Below are 20966 nucleotides of genomic sequence, written 5' to 3' on the forward strand. Positions count from 1 at the left end.
TATAGACTGAAAATTTGATTTTCAACGCCTTTCGAGGCACTATTTAAGTGTTAATGCTGTTAATACTTTTGAAATTTTAATGTAATTCATGGAAATATAGTGATAGTCAGCTAAATTCGGCTTGTAGTTTAGCAGAAGTATGCTTACTTTTGCAAGCCGAAAAATTCTAATCTTACATAGTACGATGAAAAGAACATTTCAACCTTCGAACCGCAAGAGAAGAAACAAGCATGGTTTCCGTCAACGTATGCTTTCAGCAAACGGACGTAACGTTCTTGCAGCAAGAAGAAAAAAAGGAAGAAAGAGCCTTACAGTTTCTGACTCTAGAAAACACAAGGCGTAGATAGCACCCTAAAGTAGGGTGTGTTTCAGAACACTAAAAAATTAATGTGATGAAAACTCGTATCGCAAAAAAGATCTTGAAAAATCAAGACAAATTGAGTTACAACAAAGGCCAAGTTCAAAAAGCTGAGCGCCTTGTTGCTAAAAAACAAAAAGCTGCCGCTAACGCATAATTGACACCAATGTCTTGCAGCTTTTATCTAAGCGTCTCTGCGGGGTGCTCAGATAGTACCCCGCGGAAGCCCGCACAAAGAAATAAAAGCTGAAGGTTCGGCGGCAGCAACTGCATCGAACCTTCACTTTTTTTTTATCCAAAATTTTATGAAGCCGTCATCAACACCAACTTTTGATAATGCCACTTTCCCCAAGTGTGAACATCTAAAAAGTAAAAGCAGCATTAACAAAATGTTTGCGAAAGGGAAATCCGTATTTGTGTTTCCTTGCAAGGTGTACTATACTTTATCAGATGATTTAGAACAGGCTTCAGTTCCCCCTCAAGTTTTATTTTCAGTTTCTAAGAGAGGCTTTAAAAATGCCACTGACCGTAACAGGATCAAAAGACAGCTAAGAGAGAGCTATCGCTTGAATAAAAGCATTCTTATGGCTGAAAATCCTAATGCAAGAATAGAGAGCATTGCTTTTGTCTATGTTTCTAGAAAAAAGGAACCCTACGCTTTTATCGAAAGAAAAATGAAAGCAGTTCTTTACCGATTAAAGGAACAGTATACAGATAGTGAAGCATAAAAAAAGACCCAGAAACCTTCCGAGTCTTTTATTCAATAAGCTAAAAACTACCTAATCTTCATTCATTAAAAGCATAATATTCATCTGCTACTACTCCTTCAGGATACTTTGTGATCTTAACACCGATTCCTTCAGGACTTGCATTAAGGTTGAGAGTAATACCGTTTTTGCAGTCAATAATATTTTTATAAACATACCCTTCACTAAAAAGAACATTGAAATAAGGAGTAAACATTTGATCTGACATTTGATGGTATAAACCTTCTGCTAGTTCTAGTGCGAGGTATTCATAACTTTCTATATTTTCTAAAGCTCCAAAATGATCATTGAAGATGACTGTATTTTCTTCTATGGAAACCTTTGTATGTTCTTCAGTTCTTAACGCTATGATGGCTTGTTCTTTGGTTTGAGCGAATAAAAGGGTGTTGAAAAGGAAGAAGGCGAAAGTAAAAAGGATTTTTTTCATGATTTTTTAATTAGTGGTCAGCCTTTTTTGTAGACTGACCTGATGGATAAATAAATTGGTGTAAGACTGCTTTTGCTATTCTACATTATCGAGCTTATAGTCTCTACTTTTGATGAAGTTTCCATCCTTATCGAAATCTGTTCTTCTTCTCTTCATTGAAGAGGGAATTTTTTCTGTAGGAACAAAGATGGGTTTATCAGAAGGCCACACGTAAGTCAACTCAGGTTGGTATCCTTCAGGATAGTATTCTTCTGGTTTGTACTGCATATCTCTGATATACTGATTTTGCATGTCTTCTCTTTTCTTTCTTGGTACAGGTACAACCATACCTCCATTTTCAGCAACTTGAGATCCAGCTTGTGGAGGTGTTGCGTTTGGATAATCAGGTATTTGCCCATCTCTTACCCAAATTTTATCCTTCGTTACATTCACAACTACACCATCAAACCCAAAATGGAAAGGTCCATTATAATGTTCTCTTACTTCTGCTACCATTTCATTATTAGCATATAAATCATCGGTAGTATGTGTTGCCATGGCCAACCTAGGGTTGGCATCACTGTATAGTTTACCGGCTGCGTAAGCGGGGTTGTGGTGCGTATCAATTGTATATCTAGTAAGAACAGCAGGAACACCGTAAACTTGAGATGATATCGCCACAACTTCTACCTGCATCTCTGTAATTAATACATCCGCATCTTTACCATATTTAGCAGTCAATTTATTTGGTCTACCATCACCAGAGAACACTACAGACATTCCTTTGTATTCTACTCTATAAGCTGAAGCTCCATCTTTACAGTGCGCTTGTTGCCAGTGGATCACTTTTATTCCATCTTTGTCGTATACAATACCACCATCATCAGTAAAGTCAAACTCGTTCACTTCAATTTCCCAACCTCTACCAATAGGGAAGACATCAAAGGCGTCTCTATGCCATTCGGTCATCATTTTCATGCCTTCTACCATGTGTGCCGTACCATATTTCGGTTCAGATCCTGAAGGCCCAGTGACTCTTAATGGTTCATTCCAACGGCCGTTCCAAGCACCAAACATATATACATAAGGCAATGCACCGTAATGATCTACATGAAGGTGAGTCAAGAAAATATCATTGATTTCGTTGAGTGCCAATCCAGCCCCAACAAAATTGGCAACTGATCCTTCTCCAATGTCAAATACAAGGTTTTTTCCATTTCCAAACTGTATTAGAATAGAAGTATTGGCTTGTCCTGGTCTAATCATTGGGGAGGATCCCATGAAGATGATACGAATCTCATCTTCTAGTAAATCTTCTGTGTTGGGGTACCAATTGGCTGCTGATACCATATGACTCATTGGGGCAATTCCATCAAACATTAATCCTTCATTCCATCTTCCTAATGGAAGACCAGCCGTTAAGGCAACTTTTAATTGAGTGGTATCCGTTTGGAAAACATCTTGTTGATTTTTTAAATCATTGATATCTTCAGTAACAACAGATTCTTTATTATTAACATAACCAGCAGCTTTGGTACCAGTTCCTTTGTAATCACCTTTGTATTGATTTGGACCTTGATCGTCTTGTGCATTGATAAATGGGATAAAGCTAATGCTTAAAATGACTAGTTGTAGCAATATTTTATTTTTCATGATTGTAGTATATGACGGTAATTTATTATTTAATTTTCATTTTTAACCAAATGGTTAAATTATAGGTTTAATGACTGATAATTAGGGAAGTATTCTTTCCTAATCTGTATCGGAGTCATAATTTAAGTGAGATAATTAACCAAACGGTTAAATTTTAAATAAGTTTCATATTAAACTAACATTATTACTCTTTAACAATTAGATTTTACATCTCATCCAATTGATAAAGCTGATATCTTTCTATTAAATCAATGATTTTATTACTGTATTGAGGGTCTGTTGCATAGCCTGCTTCGTGTAAACCCACCGCCCATTTTCTATAATTATTTGTTTCGAGTTTAAACAAGTGAAAGTACCAAGGTCTTGAAGAAATGAATTTTCCATAGTCTTGAAAAGATGCTTTTACCGTTGGGTAAGCACGAAAGCACTCTTGTTGTTCATCGTCTGAATGTTGTACACTGCTACCATGCCAAGTGTTATCACATTTAATACCGAAGTGGTTGTTGGATTTTTGAGAAAGTTTACTTTTACCAAAGGAAGTTTCAAGCATGGCTTGAGCCAAAATAACACTAGCAGGAATCTTAAATTCTTTCATGATTTCTACTGCATAGTATCCATAAGAGATTACATACTCTCGGTAAGTATATAGCTGGTTTGGTTGTTCAAATGCAAAATTTTGTTTCTGATTTAGTTCTCTATTTTTTGAGAATGAAGTAAGTATAATCGAACATAAAACTAACATCAAAAACATCTTCTTAGATGTAGTCATAAAATTGTGGTGCAGTAATATAAGCAGGTGTGTATTAGTTCCACATGCTTCACTTAGTTATTATAAAAAAAGTCTAGTGATAAGGGGAAATCACTAGACTACAAAAGTATTACAATTTTTAATATTATTTCTACGTTGCAATTTCAATCACTAGTACTTTGTGTTAAGTGATTGATGTAAAGCTTATTATTTTTTACGTCTGAACTTCTTGATTTTTTTAGCAAACTCCAATAAACTATCCTTTCTACTTGCTCTATATTTCCAAACTACGTCAAAGGGTTTTAGTTCAGGAGCATTTTCAGGACCGAATGTAACGGCAAAAAACCTACTGTCTTTCGATTGTGCCTTTCTCAATTTATGTAAGACCGAAGTTTCTAAAGGTGGAATTTTACCATCTGTAATTAGCATTAAATCGGCTTTTCTGTAATCATCAGATTGCATTTTTTCAATGGCAGCTTGCAAGGCAGGGCCTGCATTGGTTCCTGCACTAAATGACATTGATAAAAACTCAATGAGAGGTTCTAGCCCATGATGAAGATTACTTAAGTCAATCGTTTTGATCTCATCTTCTGTTGCACCAAAAGAGAAAAGTAGGCATTTCCTTTTATTTTCAAGAGCCAGTTTCATGACTGCAAAACACAAGGTTTTTGCAATTTGTTCTGGCTTTCCAAGCATAGAAGCACTTGTATCAATACACAAAATCATAGGTCCCATGACTTCTTCTTTTGTACTTGTTTTCTGTGTCTCTTTTCCTTCATCCTTTTGGGGAGGACGGTCTTCAGCCTTCAACTCAAAAGTTTGCAACTTATGTTCCACAAACTTTTTATAGAAAAGTAGTTCTGTATCTTCATTTCCAAGAAGTGCGGCTTCAGCAGGTAGGATTTGAGAAAGGTCATCACTTTCATGTACGCCAATTAGGGATTCTCTTCCATGAGTGAAAGTTCTTCTGAACGGTTTGATCGTAATTTCTTCAAGCTGTTCTTTTTCCTCTTCCAACTCTGCGCTCGCATATCGACCTAACAGTTCTACCAGTTCTTTAAGCATTTCCTCGTCCTCAAGTAATCTATCGTAACGAGATAAGACTTCAAAGCCTGTATGTTGCCATTGACCTTTCGCTTTTTCGAAACCAAGTCCAAGGTGATCCATCAGTTGACTGACCAAATGCTGAGATTTATCAAACTTACTGGCGTTCTCACTTAACTTCTGGCGGAGTTTATCCTGTCTCTTTTGCGTTTTACTACTTAAGATTTTACGCATCGTTTCCATCAGCTTATTCATCACGCCTTTGGAACTATGCCCTTTGTCTCCTTTTGCATTGCCTGAGCGCATACCAAAAGGTAAACTTAGTCGCTTTTTCTGTCGTTCGATTTGTGGAACTTCAGAAGTGCTTTCAGCAATTTCTTCTATATGCGTAACAATCTCTTTGATGACATGCTCACGCAATGAGGTATGTCTTTGAATAGAATCTCTTAGACCGGGAGTATCGAGGATGTCATCAATGACTTCTTTATAACCAAGGGCCATATCTGAGAAATTTGAATTTAAGATCTCAGGCGTATGACCCTTGGCAATTTCTGAAAGGTATGTGGCTAAAATCTCACGATCTTCAGATTCACCCAAGGAAGAAAACATTTTAAATTTTTCTATCTCCTCAAATGATGTTCTAGCCTCCATAGCTTCGTTTTAATTTTTCGGTTTGTAGTTTGTAGTTCAAGACCAGTTTCCATAAGTCATTTAAACTTTCGTCAATCAATGATCTCCAGTTTTCTGAAAGGAAAATATTCTTGCCCACACCTTCTTCTCTACTATGTCTTACCTCTTCGATTTCATGTGAAATTTTATCAAGGTACTTTAATAGTAAATTGGCTTCTTTATTTAATTGTTCCCTAACGTCTTCAGTAATCGACTTAGAGACTTTACCAATTCTATGCTCTTTAGAAGACTTCAATTTGTACTTGTGGTAGTCGTGCCCAAGTCTTACTTCGATTTCAGTATCTGAGAACTTTCCGATAGTAAAACTTTCACTTCTACCTGTATTGGTATATAAATTCACCTCAGATGAACCTCTTCCTAACATGGCAAAATCATCTGCAAGGATCCTATTGTTCATGCTTGAGAAGCCTTCAATGATATGGTATTCACCATCCACAATTGTAGGAGCTTCCATGTACAGTTCTTTCTCTTCTTTCGTCTGATCTTCCACATCATTGGTGAAAGTTTCTAATTGAGAGCGAACCGTTTCCATACTATATTTTGCACTCCAACCGTATTTTTGTACGGCTCTTGTCACCCATTGTCTCACCATATCGATTTGATCAGGAGAGTGCCAAATGCAGTTAGCAATCAAGAAGCAGTCTGAAAGATCTACTCTTTCTCTACCATTCATAAAAGCAGAAGTACGAATCAGACGCACAATTTTATGCCATCTACGGTCAGAAACATAAATGTTCTTTTCTACTTCAGTACCGGTAGATTGATTAAATCTTTCGATGTATTTTCTAACGATGGAAATCACGCTTAGTACTTCCAAAGGCACTTTTACAGAATCAATTAACGGACTCCAACTGTCTACTTCTGTTTCATCAAATTTCAATTCTTCTCTTACTACCGGATTGGTTAGTTTAGAAGAAGTGATCATATCAAAGAATTTCTGTTCATCAATGATTCTATCGACATACACGCGGACCAAAAAACGGTCCCAGATTGCTTCAAGTCCTTCACCTTTGGCAGGAAGCTCATTGGATGCGGAAAGAAGTGCATGAACTTTTACCTCAATTTCCTGCTCGCCATTTCTAAATACTTTTTCATTCAAAACAGTCAATAACGCATTTTGAATGGACGGTCCGGCCTTCCAGATTTCATCTAAGAAAACCACTGAAGAACCAGGAAGATAGTTGTCTGTAAGACGTTCGTATTTATCTTCTTTACTTAATTTTGAAATGGAAATAGGACCAAAGATTTCATCTGGAGTACTGAATCTATTCATCAGATACTCAAAGGAATCTCCACCTTTGAAGGCATATTTCAGACGGCGAGCAATCATACTTTTACCTACACCGGGAGGGCCTAGCATAAAAATACTTTCGCCAGCAATAGCACTTAGCAAAGCAAGTGACAGAACATCTTCTTTTTCATGAAGATCTTCTCCCAATAAGGATAGTAGTTTCTTAGAGCGCTTTCTTACATCAAAAGCTACTTTCGAGAGTTCGTCCATCTGTTATTCTATGAGATAAAATATAATCGATTCTGATAAAAACGACATGCGTTATTTATGCGTGCGTTAAAAGGGCCTCTTAATTTATAGTTTTTTTTCTACAAATCAGGAAACTTGTACTGTTTATGGCGAGAAATTTAGAAATTGAAAGAGTACTAGAATATGATAAAAGCTACTTTTTTAATGTTGTTTAATTAAAAATTGTTAGAGAAAATGTTTTTTGTAGAATGTTTTATTGGATTTCGTTAAAACTGAAGGAATAACGTTTCTTGATGCATTTAATACTGACTTAAGTCGTATAAAGTTTTAATGAGAAATAGAATTAAAATGACATTGAAAAAAGCTTTTACTTTTTTGGGGTCTACTTTCATCACAAGCTCTGCTCCAATCCAACTTCCAGTAAAAGCCCCCACAATTCCTACTAATCCATAATCCCAATAAACCAACCCTTCCATCATGAAAAAAGATAAAGCAGCTGTTGATGAAATCATGGCAAGGCTTTTTGAAAAGGCGACATTGACCATAACGGGTATGTTACTAAAGAAGGAAAGAATAAAAAAGCAAATGACACTTGTACCAGGCCCAAAAAAGCCGCTGTAAAGACCAATAAAGAATGCCGTAGGAAAAACTACTTTAGAAGGTACACTATCATCATACTTCCCTTCAGGTTTGGGGTGTTTTCGGTTATACCATTCGAGTAGAAATAGAAACAGGATAATGGCTAAGAGTAGATAAAGCATGAATTTAGCATTCATCATTTTACTGAGTTCAGCACCAAAAATAGCCATAACCAAGGAAATGCAACAAGCTATGATTAATTGTCGGTTGATTTTTAATAACCCTTTCTGATGGTATTTAAAGGTTGCCGTAATTGAGGCGGTGGTAAGAATCACTTTGTTTGTTCCCAAGATAAATGCATCTGGTAAACCTAAGTAAATTAAAGCAGGTAATGATAGCATACCGCCTCCACCTGAGATTGATGTAATGACAGAAGAAAAACAACATACCACAAACCAAAAAATGTATTTGTAAACCTGCTCGTCCATTATGATAAAAATAGGCTATAAAAAGAGAGGTTGATTTGTTCATCGCACATAAAATGATCTCTCCACCGAAGCTCTAATATAATTGATAGTAGAGTATTATGAAAATGATACAGGTAGTACAATAGATCCCCATCAATGGAAGTCCAACTTTCATAAAATCTTTCGTTTTATATCCTCCAGGACCATAAACTATCCAATTTGTCTGGTAGCTGACAGGAGTTAAAAATGCAGCAGATGCAGCAAAAGCGATAGCCACAAAGAATGGAGTACTTGGTAGCATTAGCATTTCGCTGACAGAGTATGCAATTGGAAAAACAATGGAAATGGCGGCAACATTGGTGACAAATGAGGTGAGTAAAACGGTTACTAAGAATAACCCAATAAGAACGCCAATAACGCCAAAAGGTAAAAAGATCGTAATGAACATTTTACTGACAATTTCGGATGCTCCAGATGAGATAAAGGCATCTCCTAGAGTAAGGGCAGACATGAGTAGAATGATAAGGTCTAGATCAAGTTCTTTATTGACAGCATTAAAGGTGGTGGCTTTAATCATAAGTAAACCTGCGAACGCAAGAATTGCTCCCGTAAGAATTGAAATAATACCTGAAGCTACCGAGAAAGCAATGGCCATTAAGACACCAAGATAGATGGCTTTGTTCATATCTTTTACGACAGGTCTTTGACTTTCAATAGTGGATAACACGTAAAATTCTTTATACGACTTCATATTAGAAAAGAAAGTGTCACCTGCAGATAAAAGAAGCATATCACCCGCCTGAAGACTTATATTTTCTAATTCGCCTGTTACTTTTTGACCATTTCTATGAATAGCGATCAATTCAACATCATATTTCTCTTTGAAATTGATTTTGCTAATGTATTTCCCATCTAAAAAGGAGTTGGCAGGAATTACAGCTTCCACAATTTCAGAATCATCTTCATGATTAGGCACATCTAAACCAAGTCCTGAGTTGATGATATTCATGATGTTATCGGTTTGTCCCATGAACATCAGCTGATCTTTATAGTTGAAGGTATAGTCTTCGGGGATTGGAGTGATGACTTCTCCGTTTCTGTGTACCTCAATTAAATAAGCACCTTCAAACTTTTTAAGTTCTGAATTTTCGACTGTTTTACCGATTACTTTAGAAGACTTATGTACTTCAAGTGCCATTAAGTACTCAGGAGCAATGGCTTTTGCATCATCAAAAACCTCTTTATTCTCTGGAAGTAGATTATATCCAATCGTAACCAAATAGAGTATTCCTAAAAAAGTCACTAAAATACCTAAATAAAGAAAGTCTGAATAGGCTAAAAGGGGTAAGTTGTTCGTTTCTATAAAACCATTAAGTACTAAATTGGTCGACGTTCCGATAATTGTAATCATACCTCCTAAAATGGTACTGAAAGAAAGAGGTATTAATAGTTTAGAAGGATGTGCTCCCATTTTTTTACACCAGTTGTAGACATAAGGAGTGAGGCCGGCCACAACAGGAGTATTATTGGTAAATGAAGAGAGAAAAGCTGCAAATGAAATGACTTTAAGTAAAAAGAATTTTGGATTTTTAGATTTACCTATCATTCTATCCAAAATAGCTTCTAAATTAAAGGTATGATAAAGGTTAGTCGTAACAATAACTAGCACAATGATTGTAGCTATTGAAGGGTTACTCATGGAGTGCAGAATGTCGTTTGCGGAAATTATTCCGGTGACTAAAAGCACCATGACCCCCATAAAGAAAAGTAACGATGGTTTAATACGTTCTTTCAAGAGTCCTACAACAACTAAAGAAACCGTGATTAAGACAATCCACTTTTCTACTTCATGAGGTAAATAATGACTTATATATAGGATGGGATGTAGAAACTTAGGCATAGATTTGGGTTATAGGTTATAACCAATATAGACTTTTAGAGATTAGAAAAAAGTGATGATTATCAACGAAATATTGATAAAGATTAAAAAAAAATGCTTTTTCAAGAAGTAATGTAATCACTTGATTTGAAATATTAAATTCATATAGGAAAAAATCCTATTTTTTAGAGATATAAAATATGAGAGTAAGCCCAGAATTCAGAGGTACAGCAACTATTGTGGTAGTAAGTTTATTACTACTGATGAGTTTTGTTTCTTTCTTGAGGTCTTCACAAGCAGAAAAAAGAGAGGTGTCAGAGATTCTTTTAAACCAAGAATACAAGATTGCCAATTTCCCTTTTCACGCAAGAGAATATTACAGAACTGATGATAGAAAAACATTATTAGGACTAAAACAAGAAGCAGATAAGGTACTATCTCAAATCAATGCGATGGAGAACGGAACCCAAATGTTATCTTCTGATGAACAATCTTTTTTAATATTGACGACAATTGGTGATGATGATTTATCCCATGCTTTGGAATTGTACCGAAAACGATTTGAAGATTATTATGCTCAAATTGATATTATGTGGGATGCAAGTATTAAATCAAATTCCACTGTAGAAGAACTACAATATGGAAGAAGATCATCTGGTTTTTTTGCAACAAAAACTCAAATGGTAGAAGAGGGCGAAGGAAGTGATGTTGTAGGCAAAGCATTAGATTTTTTAGAGAGAAGAAATTCTTCTTTACTCTTACATAATAGAGAAACACGTTTTCGTTTAGAGGAAAACATTAGACGCACAAAATCTACCAATTTAGTTTTTAATGGCCTCTTAGTAGTTATTGGTGTGATCCTTTTGATCTCTCAGGGTGCTTTCTTTAGAAATAAGTTGTTGGTGCCAATGAACTTATTAAGAAAAAACTTAGAATATTTCACCTCTGAGAAAGGTGCCGAAAATGTTTCTGATATCAACGTGATTGAGGAAAAGGTGAATCATTTGGAAGATGATTTTGAACGCATCACAAAAATGATTGAGCATTTAGGGGAAAAAGATTTTGAGGCAAATACCGACGGGTTAAACCCTAGGCTTGAAGAGTCTTATGAAAAAGCACGTAACACTCTAATGCAGCTGGCCAATGAGGAGTTTGTGAGTAAGTGGATTACGGAAGGTCTGGCAAAAACGACAGAAACATTAAATGGAGAACATTTTGATTCCATTACGGACATGAGTTTTGCCTTTGTAAGATTTGTTACCCGACACCTTGGAGCACTTCAAGGAGGGGTCTTTTTAAGATTGGATCAAAGTAGTGACCAAGTTGTGAATCAGGTGGCCAGTTATGCTTACGGGAAGAAACGTTTTCCTCAAAAGAAAATCTCAACAAACGAAGGCCTTGTTGGACAGGTCATGTTAGAGAAACAATATATCTATGTAGAGGATGTACCGGATCATTATACAGCCATTTCGTCTGGTTTAGGAGAAGCGGCACCTACAAGTATCATCATTATTCCAGTCGTACATGGATCGGATGAAGTGTATGGTGCGGTAGAAATTGCTTCTTACAAAAAGTTGGCAACTCATGAAAAAGAATATGCTAACGCCGCTTGTGAACGATTCGCATCTGCAATTGCCGTTTACATGATGAATGAGAATACTCGCCGTTTGTTAAAAGAGTCAATGCAGGTCAATGAAGACTTGAAGAATAAAGAAGAATCATTGCTTTCCAAGACTAAAGAAATGCAAGGTTTCCAAGATGAATTGAATGTAAAACTTCAAGAACTTTCTAAGGAATCAAATCTGAATAAAAATATTCTAGACGCTATTGGTAAAACAATGGCAATTATTGAGTTTGATTTAGAAGGAAGAATCTTGACAGCAAACGAAATGTATCTTTCTGTAATGGGCTATAAACTAGAAAACCTAACAGGAAAGTATGAGAGAGTTTTGGTCCCTTCTGAAGAAGTTAATTCCATGCGCTATAAGTTACTATGGGATAGTTTAAATAATGGTTCTTATATCTCTGGTGAATATTGTAGAATTAACAAAAGAGGGCAAGAAATATGGATGAACGGTACATACAACCCAATTTTTGGATTGGATGGAAAACCTTATAAAATCATTCAATTTGCCGAATTTACTACAGAACAAAAAGCAAAGGACCTCACTCACTCCGAGAGGTTACATGCTTTTGGAATGCATTTTCCAGTTTTGGATCTTGATTTAGACGGTAAAATTAAATCGGCAAATAATAGCTTTACTGATGTACTAGGCTATAGAAGAAAAGAATATAGAAATTTAGCATTAGTAGAACTTTTTGAAGATGCGAAAGAAATTAGATCTTTCAAGAGGATTCTAAGAGATATCAAGGCAGGGACAGATGCAGTGGCTACCTTCAACTTTATGTCGAGAGAAGGACATGTGAGAACGATGGAGGTTAATTTATTTCCATTGAAAAACTTATCAGGAGACGTTCAGAAAGTAACACTTTTTATGGTTGATAAAACAGAAGAACGTTTTATCAAAAAAGAATTGAAAACAGAATCTGAATCTCTAAAATTATTAAAGAACGAAGTAGCGTCAAGAACGGCGATTCTGGAAGGGATGTCTATGATTTTGGAGGTGGATCTTAATGGCCGAATTCTATCAGGAAATAAAAAAGTACAAGAGTGGACCGGTAAATCCCAAGAGTCACTGATAGGTCAGCCTATTGCGGATATGGTGACCACTTCATACCAATCTGTTATTTCTACATTATTAGCCGATGACACGGAGAAAAATGTAAAGATTAGAACGTTGGAATATTATACCACAAGGAAAGGAGCATTATGGGGAGAAACTAGCGTGAGAGCTGTCTTCAATGAGGATGTACCTGTCAAGTTTACTTTTATCATTTTTGATGTAACGGAAAGAGTAGAGCGTGAACAAGGTTTGACAAGACAGATTGAGCGTCAAAAAACGAAAAACACACTTTTTAGAATGCAGCAAAATGAGAGCAATAAAGAAAGTGGTTTTGCAGTCTTAGAACAAATATTCCAAGATAAGGAAATCGATTTGTCCACTAACGAGTGGATTGATAAGTTGTCTCTTCCTTCTTTATTATTGGATGAAGATGGTAAAATAGAGGCGGATAACTTGGCTTTTCAAGCACTAAATATTAGTGCTACTAAGATCTTGAATGTGCCTGATTTCTTGTCAGAATCTCAAAAGGAGAAAATAACACAATCAGTTAAGAATGCATCTCTTTTAGAAGAGTCCTTAAAATTGAAAGGAGAAGAAAGGTTACTACTTTCAGTACCATTATTCCAAGAAAATACACATAGAATATTGGTGATGTTTGCTTAGTAATTTACATCATAAAAAGAAAAAGGGAAGATCTAGTGTTGTGAATACTAGATCTTCCCTTTTTTATATCAACCTTTCTTTTTCTCTACAATAGCCTCTGCTAACCATAAATATTCTTCTACAAAAATATCAACAGCATCTTCAAAATCTGGGTTCAATATAATCCCTTCTGTATCTACTTGATTTTGCACATTAGCTACCGTCATCATTCTATAAATAGGATAAGCCATCAATGCTAATACTTGGAGTTGCATCGCTTGAGCAGCTCTTATACCACCCAAAGGGCCTGCTGAAATACTGATTACGCCAATAGGCTTTTTTTGATAAGTACTTTTAGGAAAGAAATCAATGGCGTTTTTTAAAGCAGAAGAAAAACTACCGTTGTATTCAGGAGATGCCAATAAAATACCATCGGCTTCATCTAAGATTTTCCCCAGTTTTTTGACGTTTTCAGGAGAGTCATCATGTAGTGTGTTGGTCAGAGGAGGTAGTGCATATTCTTTAAGATCAACCACTTCAACATTGAGTGAAAATTGTTCTTTCATCCTTTGTGCAATATAAAGTACAGCACCATGAGATTGTCTGTCATCTCTTACACTTCCAGAGAGTAGTACTAGTTTCATTTTTATTGAGTTTTAAAAGTATATTTTAATTTATGAAACCTTCTCTAAAAACAAGCACTTTTACTAACAAAACTTAGCAGGGTGAAGGAGAGGTGAGAGAACTTGTCAATATTTAATAACCTTTTCTCTAACTTTGTGCTTTTCTATGTTATTTACCCAAAGCCTCTTTTTGTAGAAGTATTGACAAAAGAGAACATTCAATTATTGACTTCCATTTAAGTAAGAAATATATAATGAAAAAGACATTAGCGAGTGATAACTATTCGGGGACAAATCCTGAAATTATTGAAGCATTGAGTAAAGTAAATATCGGACACCAAGGGTCTTATGGAGCAGATGATGCAACAGCTGGAGCCATTGCAGTTTTTCAGCAATTATTAAAAAAAGATATTGATGTTTATTTCACGATGAATGGTACAGGAGCCAATGTGACTGCTTTGTCTTCTGTTTGTCCATCTTACGGTGCCATTATTTGCTCTTCAGTGGCACACATTAATGTAGATGAATGTGGTGCACCTGAGAAATTTGGAGGATTTAAGTTACTCACTGTTGAAAAGGAAAACGGTAAATTATCTCCAGAAGATATTGCTCCTTTTTTAGTGAATTTAGGTGAACAACATTGGTCGCAACCCAAAGTAGTTTCTATTACGCAAGCTACTGAGTATGGTACTGTTTATACTTGCGAGGAGATTAAAGCGATTGCAGATTACGCTCATCAAAATAACTTATTATTGCATGTTGATGGTGCTAGAATCAGTAATGCAGCAGTTTCATTGGGGGTTTCTTTTAAAGAAATGCTAGTGGATACAGGCGTTGATTTTATCTCATTTGGTGGAACTAAAAACGGTTTGATGTTTGGTGAGGCAGTCATATTTTTGAATACAGAGATCTCAGAAAACTACAAATTTGTTAGAAAACAAGGAATGCAGCTATTATCTAAAATGCGATATATAGCGGTTCAGTTCGAAACACTTTTTGGCTCTGATCTGTGGAAAACAAATGCTTTACATGCCAATAAAATGGCTAAAAAATTGGCTGAAGGTTTAAGCAAAGTACCTGAAGTCACACTTACACAAGAAGTGCAGGCAAATGGTGTGTTTGCTATACTACCCAAAGAAGTGATACCGGCAATGCAGGAACAATCTCCTTTCTATGTTTGGAATGAACAAACAAACGAAGTCCGTCTGATGTGTTCTTTTGATACATCAGAAGAAGAGATTAACGCATTTATTGAAAAATTAGAGGCTCTTACTGCTACTACAGCTTAAGTGTCTATTAAATAAAGGATACTGATTTTGATAAAGTACTTTATAAATGAAGCCATGTATTTTACACAAAGTACATGGCTTTTTACATTTTGTTGAAACAATTATTACTTGAATTGGTTTATTGTTTATTGAAAACTCCTAACTATCTCCTCATTATGAAAATCATTATTAAATACTCTTCTTTCATGTTCGTTGGATATCTATTATTATTCCTCATCATGAGATTCCTAAATCTATATCATATTATAGAATTGAGAGCATTAAATTTTGTGATTCATGCCGGAGGTATCTTTTATGCATTTAAAGCATTACAAAAAGAAAATCCAAGTGATTTTGGTTACTTGTCAGGGTTTCTCAATGGCATGAGAATATCACTTTTGAGTGCTATACCTTTTGCCGTCTTTATGATGTTTTATCTGACTTTTATAGATCCTGAATTTTTACAGTATCTAAAAGACTCAGCACTTTCAGGAGCATACATCACAAAGGGAAAATTATTTATTGGTTTATGTGCGGAAGCCTTGGGTTCAGGGATTCTGATATCATATATAGCGATGAGATACACTTTACTACTTTCTTCTTATCGCTCATAATTAAGACTATCAACTATAGACAAATTAGACCTACAAGCTGGAAACCTCATGGATTTAGTCCGTGAGGTTTTTTATTTTTTTAAGCGATAAATGTTAGAGTGAAGTGCTCAAAGTGTAAAAATATTCTTCTGGCATGAGAAGTAATTTTTTGTAGGCTATAAGTATTTGTAGATGTGTGGTTTATTTTATGTTTAAAATTGATGGTGAAGTAATGAAGTATTGAGGATGAAAACTTGAAGTATTGAAATCTGACGTGATTTTGTGCTGTTTCATTAGATTTCGAAATGAATGTTTAGTGCCGGTAAAGAATAATTATAATGGACTAGGAAACTCGTTATTCCTTATCAATGTCAAATAATTATTTCTACTTTTTGCAGGCTCATTATTCACTAACCGAATCATAACAACTGATTTCAAACCAGCAGAAATCAGTGAAATTAAATGAACAGACAGATGAAAAAGATAGGCTGCTTAACGCTATTACTGTGGGTATATAGTGTTCAGTTCATACATGCTCAATGTTTACAAGATTTGACTCTTGGAGCTTTTGATAACTATTACCTTCCTTCAGATTATAATTTATGTTCTGATTTGCGTGCCGATTTATCAGGAGCAAATGGCATTACAAGTGCAACAGTACCTGCTTCGAGTTTAACTATTCCATCAGGTTCAGACATCACCATTACTGCTACTACTTTTTCAATTTTTTATCTCAATTTAATCATTGAAGAAAATGCAATTCTTCGTATCGAAGGAAATATGCAGATTGAAGATGCGGATGTGTATGTTTCGAGTTATCAGATTGATGGGCAACTCATAGTAAGTGGAGACCTATCAACTAGCGCTTGGAGTTTTGAAAATAATGGAGTTGGAGAAAACATCATGATCAATGGAAATGGTTCTGTTCAGGTGGGAGGAAACTTTAATAGTGGAACAATTAATCCAGATTATATCTCGGATGGAATCACTTGGGATCTGGATTGCGATAATATCACGGGAAGTCTGTATTGTAGTGACCTTCCTGTAGAACTTACTTACTTTCAAGCTTCTCCAAAAGAAGGATCAGTTCTTTTAGAATGGGAAACTGCTACTGAAATAAATGCCTCTCATTTTGAAATTGAAAAAACTTCAGACCGAAAAGTATGGGAGAAAATTGGAACCCTTAAGGCCTCGGGTAATTCTCAAGTACCGATTGCCTATCAATTTGAAGATAAAGTACCTTATTCATCGACTTATTACCGTTTGAAACAGATAGATTTTGATGGGACTTTCGCTTACTATGGTCCTATATCAGTGATGTATCATGCGGAGCAACAACTTTTAAATGCGACAATCATTCCTAACCGCATTACCAATGGAGAAGAATTTCAACTGAGTATATCCGGTTTAAGAGAGGATAATGATATGCAGATACAGATTTATAACAGCCAAGGTCATCAAGTATATTCTGAAGAAGTTCAAAGTATCAAAGCTCACAATTTTTTAAAGACCATCAATTTTACAAGCCAATTAGCATCAGGAATGTATTACGTTATCATCAAGTCGGGAAAGGATAGTACCACTAAGAAGCTTATGGTAAATTAGAACACAAATTGGCAATTACATATCATAAAATCGAATGTTATGAAAATAGGATTTTACGAAGTGAAAATAGATGTTTATTTATAATAATTGTAATTATTACGTTGTTAAACTAAGAAGTGCTTTAAAATTAGATTTTATGAATAAAAAATTGGATTTGTTAAATGTTATGGAACAATTTTGTTGTTAACATTGTTTTGATATATTTGTCTAATAATCTATGAGTTAGATATAACGGACAAGTCAAGTTTTTACGTTAGAACTAGTAAACTATTGTACTTTTACGTTTGTTTACACTTTTTGTGTTATTTTTTTGAAGCTCTAAATTAACCACAACAACCAACTTCAATCATGCTGCAGTTGGTAAGATAAATTGACCTACTTATGAAGAAGATATACTTTTTGATATTATTATTTTCACTATCATTTAATATAGCTGCATTTGCTCAATGTGTATTTGATGTAGTAACGCCTGATTTTAGTAATAATTATATACTAGATGACAATACAGCATATACAATGTGTTCTAGCAATGATGAAGGATCCTATGTTGGTTTTACTGGTGTTTTAAATTCAAATCCAGATGATTACCCAACTTTGATTGTTGATTCTGATGTTATTATTGAAGTAGGTGAATTTGTTTTAGGAGAGGCCAAATTAATTATTAATGAGGAGGCTAGTTTAACAATCAATGGAGATTTACTAATGGGTGAATCTGATGGATTTATTAATGATTATGAATCAAGGTTTATTATTAATGGAGCATTAAATGTTAATGGGAATATTCATGTAGCTCAGTATAGTATTTTCAGCGGTAGGTTCAACAAATTAGACCCAACAAATGTATCGCAAGGAGAAAATATTACGATAGATTTTGGTAGTAATGGATCTATTGAGGTTACTGGTGTATTCAATTCGGGAGGTATTGATATGGATAATATCACAAACCCCAATTTTGTTTTTAAAGGATCTGACGACCCATGTACAGATAATCGAGTGACAGGGAACTTATCAGATGCCGCATATTGTAATGACCTCCCAGTAGAACTCACCTATTTCCAAGCATCATCAAAAGAAGAAACTGTTTTACTAGAATGGGAAACAGCTTCAGAGATCAATGCCTCTCATTTTGAAGTGCAAAGGTCAGCAGATAGAAAAACATGGGAAACGTTGGGGCGTGTACAAGCAAGTGGCAATTCACAAATGGCTATATCCTATAAGTTTGAAGATAATGAAGCATTACCAACGGCGTATTATAGACTGAAGCAAGTTGATTTGGATGAGGCCTACGAATTTTTTGGACCGGTTCAAGTAGCATTAAGTGGAGTCGATATTCCACTATCGTTACTGATTATGCCTAATAATATAAGTAGTGGAGAAAAAATACAGTTTAGCCTTTCAGGTTTAAATGTGGGTAGTAATGTTGATATATCAGTGTATGATAGTCAAGGTAACGTACTTTATTCTGAAATAGAAGAAGACATAACCTCTGAAGTTTTATTGAAACCTATGGATTTCACTGCTTCATTAGGTTCAGGAATGTATTATGTCGTTGTAAAATCAGGAAAAGATATCGTGAAAGAAAAACTCTTAATCAGATAAGAAAGAAGATAAAATATCAAATTTAATAAATGGGGTCCGTAGTGTTTTACTATGGACCTTTTTGCATTTTATTCTCTCAAAAGTGAGAAATTAATGACTACTTTTTTTTCATTAACAAAATAATTTTAGGCACAAACTACCGTTTTTTCAATTCAGTTCTAATAGGAGAATTTTGAGGAGTTTAGAGTACGTTTCAAATAGGTACTTTCCGTTATGTTTTTATATGAAATGAAATCTCTTTATGAGTGCATGTAATAAAAACAAAGAACTAGATAAAAAAGAGTGAAACCTTGCCTTTTTTGGAGGAACTTTTTATCAAATTTTAGATCAGTACTCTAATCTGTTTGAATATTTGAATTTTATGTATTCTTATAACATTTTGCATTATTTTAATAAATATGCCGTAAAGACGACTATTTATTATGATGTAAAGCCTCTAAAGTTCAAATGTTAATATACTGTCCTTCACTTGTTTCATCAAAAACTTTTACAATATTTGTAATATCTAACGATGTCATAAATCGTTGAAAATGATCTAAATATAATTCTTTATTGAAAATATTAATGCTTTAGCTACCTAATAGCTCGCTCATAGTTTTAACCCACTCATTCTCAATTAAAATTTTAGCTCAAGTTGTTTTCAGGAGTTACATAGACCAGCTGTAATTACTGAAAATGAAATTAATTAATCATGAAAAAATATTACTGCTTTTTCTTACTACTATTTACTGCTCAATTTTTATATGGACAATGTGAGCCTGTAGATGAAGTTCCATACACGTCGAGTTGTACTTATGATGCACCAGGAGATGATGTTGATAATTCGGGAGATGATATTAGAGTATCTGACAGTGGTGACCCTCTGAATCCTACAGTTGTAACTTGGAATGTCAATTCTTATACGGTAAGAGGATGGACACTGATCTTCTTAACTAATTTTGGAAATCTTACAGTTGACGAAGGTACCACATTAACCATTAATGGAGATTTTATCATGGCAGAACTAGGGGTCGTTACGGTCAATGGTACATTAAATATTTACGGAGATGTTTCACACAATATAGGAACATCAATTGGTGATCGATTTATAATTGGTCCTACTGGGGTTGTAAATGTCTTTGGGGATTTAGATTTATCAGGTCCTTTTGGAACAGGAGTTTTTGGTAGAGTGGAAGGGCAATTAAATGTAACAGGAACGATTGCGGGTACTGAGAACCTTCCTGTAGAATTGACTTATCTAAAGGCATCTCAATCCGAAGGTGATATCGTGATTGAATGGGAAACGGCTACTGAAGTTAATGCATCTCACTTTGATGTTGAAAGATCTACCGATAGAAAAACTTGGGAAAAGGTAGGAACTCTTCAAGCGGAAGGAAATTCTCAGACAGCAATTTATTATCAATTTGAAGATGAAAGTCCATTACCTCGTGCATATTATCGTTTGAAACAAGTAGATTTTGATGATGCATATGTTTATTATGGTCCTATTGTGGTTAGCCATCATGGAGTAAAACAGTCATTACAAGCTATGATCTTGCCTAATCATATTTCTGGTGGTGAAGAAGTGCAATTTAGCATGTCAGGCTTAAGTGAAGGTAGTGATGTATATATTCAGGTTTTTAATAACAATGGGCATCGAATACATTTTGAAGAAATTAGTAATATCAACTCAAATAACCTCCTTAGGACAATGGATTTTACAAGTCAGCTTGGGTCAGGTATGTATTATATCGTTATCAAGTCTGGACAAAGTACAGTGAAGGAGAGGCTTCTTGTGAATTAATGGACAAAGATATTGAAGTAAACTTCCAACACATTATACTATAGTACTAAACGCAAAGCTCATAGAATTAACCATTCTATGGGCTTTTTTATTCCCCT

The 20966-nt window shown here is 35.0% G+C and carries 17 protein-coding genes; 9 read left to right on the top strand and 8 right to left on the bottom strand.

Annotated elements, in window-relative coordinates:
• The first annotated feature begins 184 nt into the window (after nucleotides 1-184).
• From rpmH to rnpA, 3 genes are all read left to right on the top strand, one after another.
• Complete coding sequence (gene rpmH / locus IC221_RS00850; RefSeq protein WP_188167155.1) at nucleotides 185-343, top strand: 50S ribosomal protein L34; 159 nt, start codon at nucleotides 185-187, stop codon at nucleotides 341-343.
• Nucleotides 344-392: 49 nt separating this feature from the next.
• Entirely contained in the window at nucleotides 393-515 is a 123-nt protein-coding gene (locus IC221_RS29725) for a hypothetical protein (RefSeq protein ID WP_255515979.1), read from the top strand.
• Between the two features lie 148 nt (nucleotides 516-663).
• A complete protein-coding gene (rnpA, locus tag IC221_RS00855) occupies nucleotides 664-1086 on the top strand; it encodes a ribonuclease P protein component (RefSeq protein WP_188167156.1) in 423 nt (140 codons plus the stop codon).
• Between the two features lie 58 nt (nucleotides 1087-1144).
• On the opposite strand, the gene IC221_RS00860 is transcribed toward rnpA, so the two are convergent.
• From IC221_RS00860 to IC221_RS00890, 7 genes are all read right to left on the bottom strand, one after another.
• Nucleotides 1145-1552: a hypothetical protein gene (locus tag IC221_RS00860; RefSeq protein WP_188167157.1), complete on the bottom strand. Its 408-nt coding sequence runs from the start codon at nucleotides 1550-1552 to the stop codon at nucleotides 1145-1147.
• A gap of 75 nt (nucleotides 1553-1627) precedes the next feature.
• Nucleotides 1628-3184, bottom strand: a complete 1557-nt coding sequence (gene gntH, locus IC221_RS00865) for a guanitoxin biosynthesis MBL fold metallo-hydrolase GntH (protein WP_188167158.1) — start codon at nucleotides 3182-3184, stop codon at nucleotides 1628-1630.
• A 205-nt stretch (nucleotides 3185-3389) separates the two neighbouring features.
• Nucleotides 3390-3953, bottom strand: coding sequence for a glycoside hydrolase family 73 protein (locus IC221_RS00870; RefSeq protein WP_188167159.1), 564 nt, complete (start codon nucleotides 3951-3953; stop codon nucleotides 3390-3392).
• A gap of 186 nt (nucleotides 3954-4139) precedes the next feature.
• A complete protein-coding gene (locus IC221_RS00875) occupies nucleotides 4140-5627 on the bottom strand; it encodes a VWA domain-containing protein (RefSeq protein WP_188167160.1) in 1488 nt (495 codons plus the stop codon).
• Entirely contained in the window at nucleotides 5617-7167 is a 1551-nt protein-coding gene (locus IC221_RS00880) for an AAA family ATPase (protein WP_188167161.1), read from the bottom strand. The genes IC221_RS00875 and IC221_RS00880 overlap by 11 nt, the downstream gene beginning before the upstream one ends.
• Before the next feature lie 278 nt (nucleotides 7168-7445).
• Nucleotides 7446-8213 (bottom strand): sulfite exporter TauE/SafE family protein, encoded by a 768-nt coding sequence (locus tag IC221_RS00885; RefSeq protein ID WP_188167162.1) that lies wholly within the window; start codon nucleotides 8211-8213, stop codon nucleotides 7446-7448.
• 73 nt (nucleotides 8214-8286) lie between these two features.
• Nucleotides 8287-10092 (bottom strand): SLC13 family permease, encoded by a 1806-nt coding sequence (locus tag IC221_RS00890; protein WP_188167163.1) that lies wholly within the window; start codon nucleotides 10090-10092, stop codon nucleotides 8287-8289.
• 179 nt (nucleotides 10093-10271) lie between these two features.
• Here IC221_RS00890 and IC221_RS00895 point away from each other — a divergent pair, with 179 nt between their 5' ends.
• Nucleotides 10272-13418: a PAS domain S-box protein gene (locus tag IC221_RS00895; RefSeq protein WP_188167164.1), complete on the top strand. Its 3147-nt coding sequence runs from the start codon at nucleotides 10272-10274 to the stop codon at nucleotides 13416-13418.
• Between the two features lie 68 nt (nucleotides 13419-13486).
• On the opposite strand, the gene IC221_RS00900 is transcribed toward IC221_RS00895, so the two are convergent.
• A complete protein-coding gene (locus IC221_RS00900; RefSeq protein ID WP_188167165.1) occupies nucleotides 13487-14041 on the bottom strand; it encodes an NADPH-dependent FMN reductase in 555 nt (184 codons plus the stop codon).
• A gap of 233 nt (nucleotides 14042-14274) precedes the next feature.
• On the opposite strand from IC221_RS00900, the gene IC221_RS00905 reads away from it, so the two are divergent.
• The 5 genes from IC221_RS00905 (at nucleotide 14275) to IC221_RS00925 (ending at nucleotide 20868) form a co-directional block, all read left to right on the top strand.
• Nucleotides 14275-15309 carry a low specificity L-threonine aldolase gene (locus IC221_RS00905; protein WP_188167166.1) on the top strand — a complete coding sequence of 345 codons (1035 nt, stop codon included), beginning with the start codon at nucleotides 14275-14277 and terminating at the stop codon, nucleotides 15307-15309.
• Nucleotides 15310-15494: 185 nt separating this feature from the next.
• A complete protein-coding gene (locus tag IC221_RS00910) occupies nucleotides 15495-15902 on the top strand; it encodes a DUF4199 domain-containing protein (protein WP_223241258.1) in 408 nt (135 codons plus the stop codon).
• Between the two features lie 453 nt (nucleotides 15903-16355).
• The gene (locus IC221_RS00915) at nucleotides 16356-17486 is read left to right on the top strand and encodes a T9SS type A sorting domain-containing protein (RefSeq protein WP_188167168.1); all 1131 of its coding nucleotides are present in this window, start codon (nucleotides 16356-16358) and stop codon (nucleotides 17484-17486) included.
• Nucleotides 17487-17867: 381 nt separating this feature from the next.
• Nucleotides 17868-19085: a T9SS type A sorting domain-containing protein gene (locus IC221_RS00920; RefSeq protein WP_188167169.1), complete on the top strand. Its 1218-nt coding sequence runs from the start codon at nucleotides 17868-17870 to the stop codon at nucleotides 19083-19085.
• 691 nt (nucleotides 19086-19776) lie between these two features.
• The gene (locus IC221_RS00925; protein ID WP_188167170.1) at nucleotides 19777-20868 is read left to right on the top strand and encodes a T9SS type A sorting domain-containing protein; all 1092 of its coding nucleotides are present in this window, start codon (nucleotides 19777-19779) and stop codon (nucleotides 20866-20868) included.
• The last annotated feature ends 98 nt before the right edge of the window (nucleotides 20869-20966 follow it).

Source organism: Flammeovirga sp. EKP202 (assembly GCF_014534745.1).
Taxonomy (GTDB): Bacteria; Bacteroidota; Bacteroidia; order Cytophagales; family Flammeovirgaceae; genus Flammeovirga.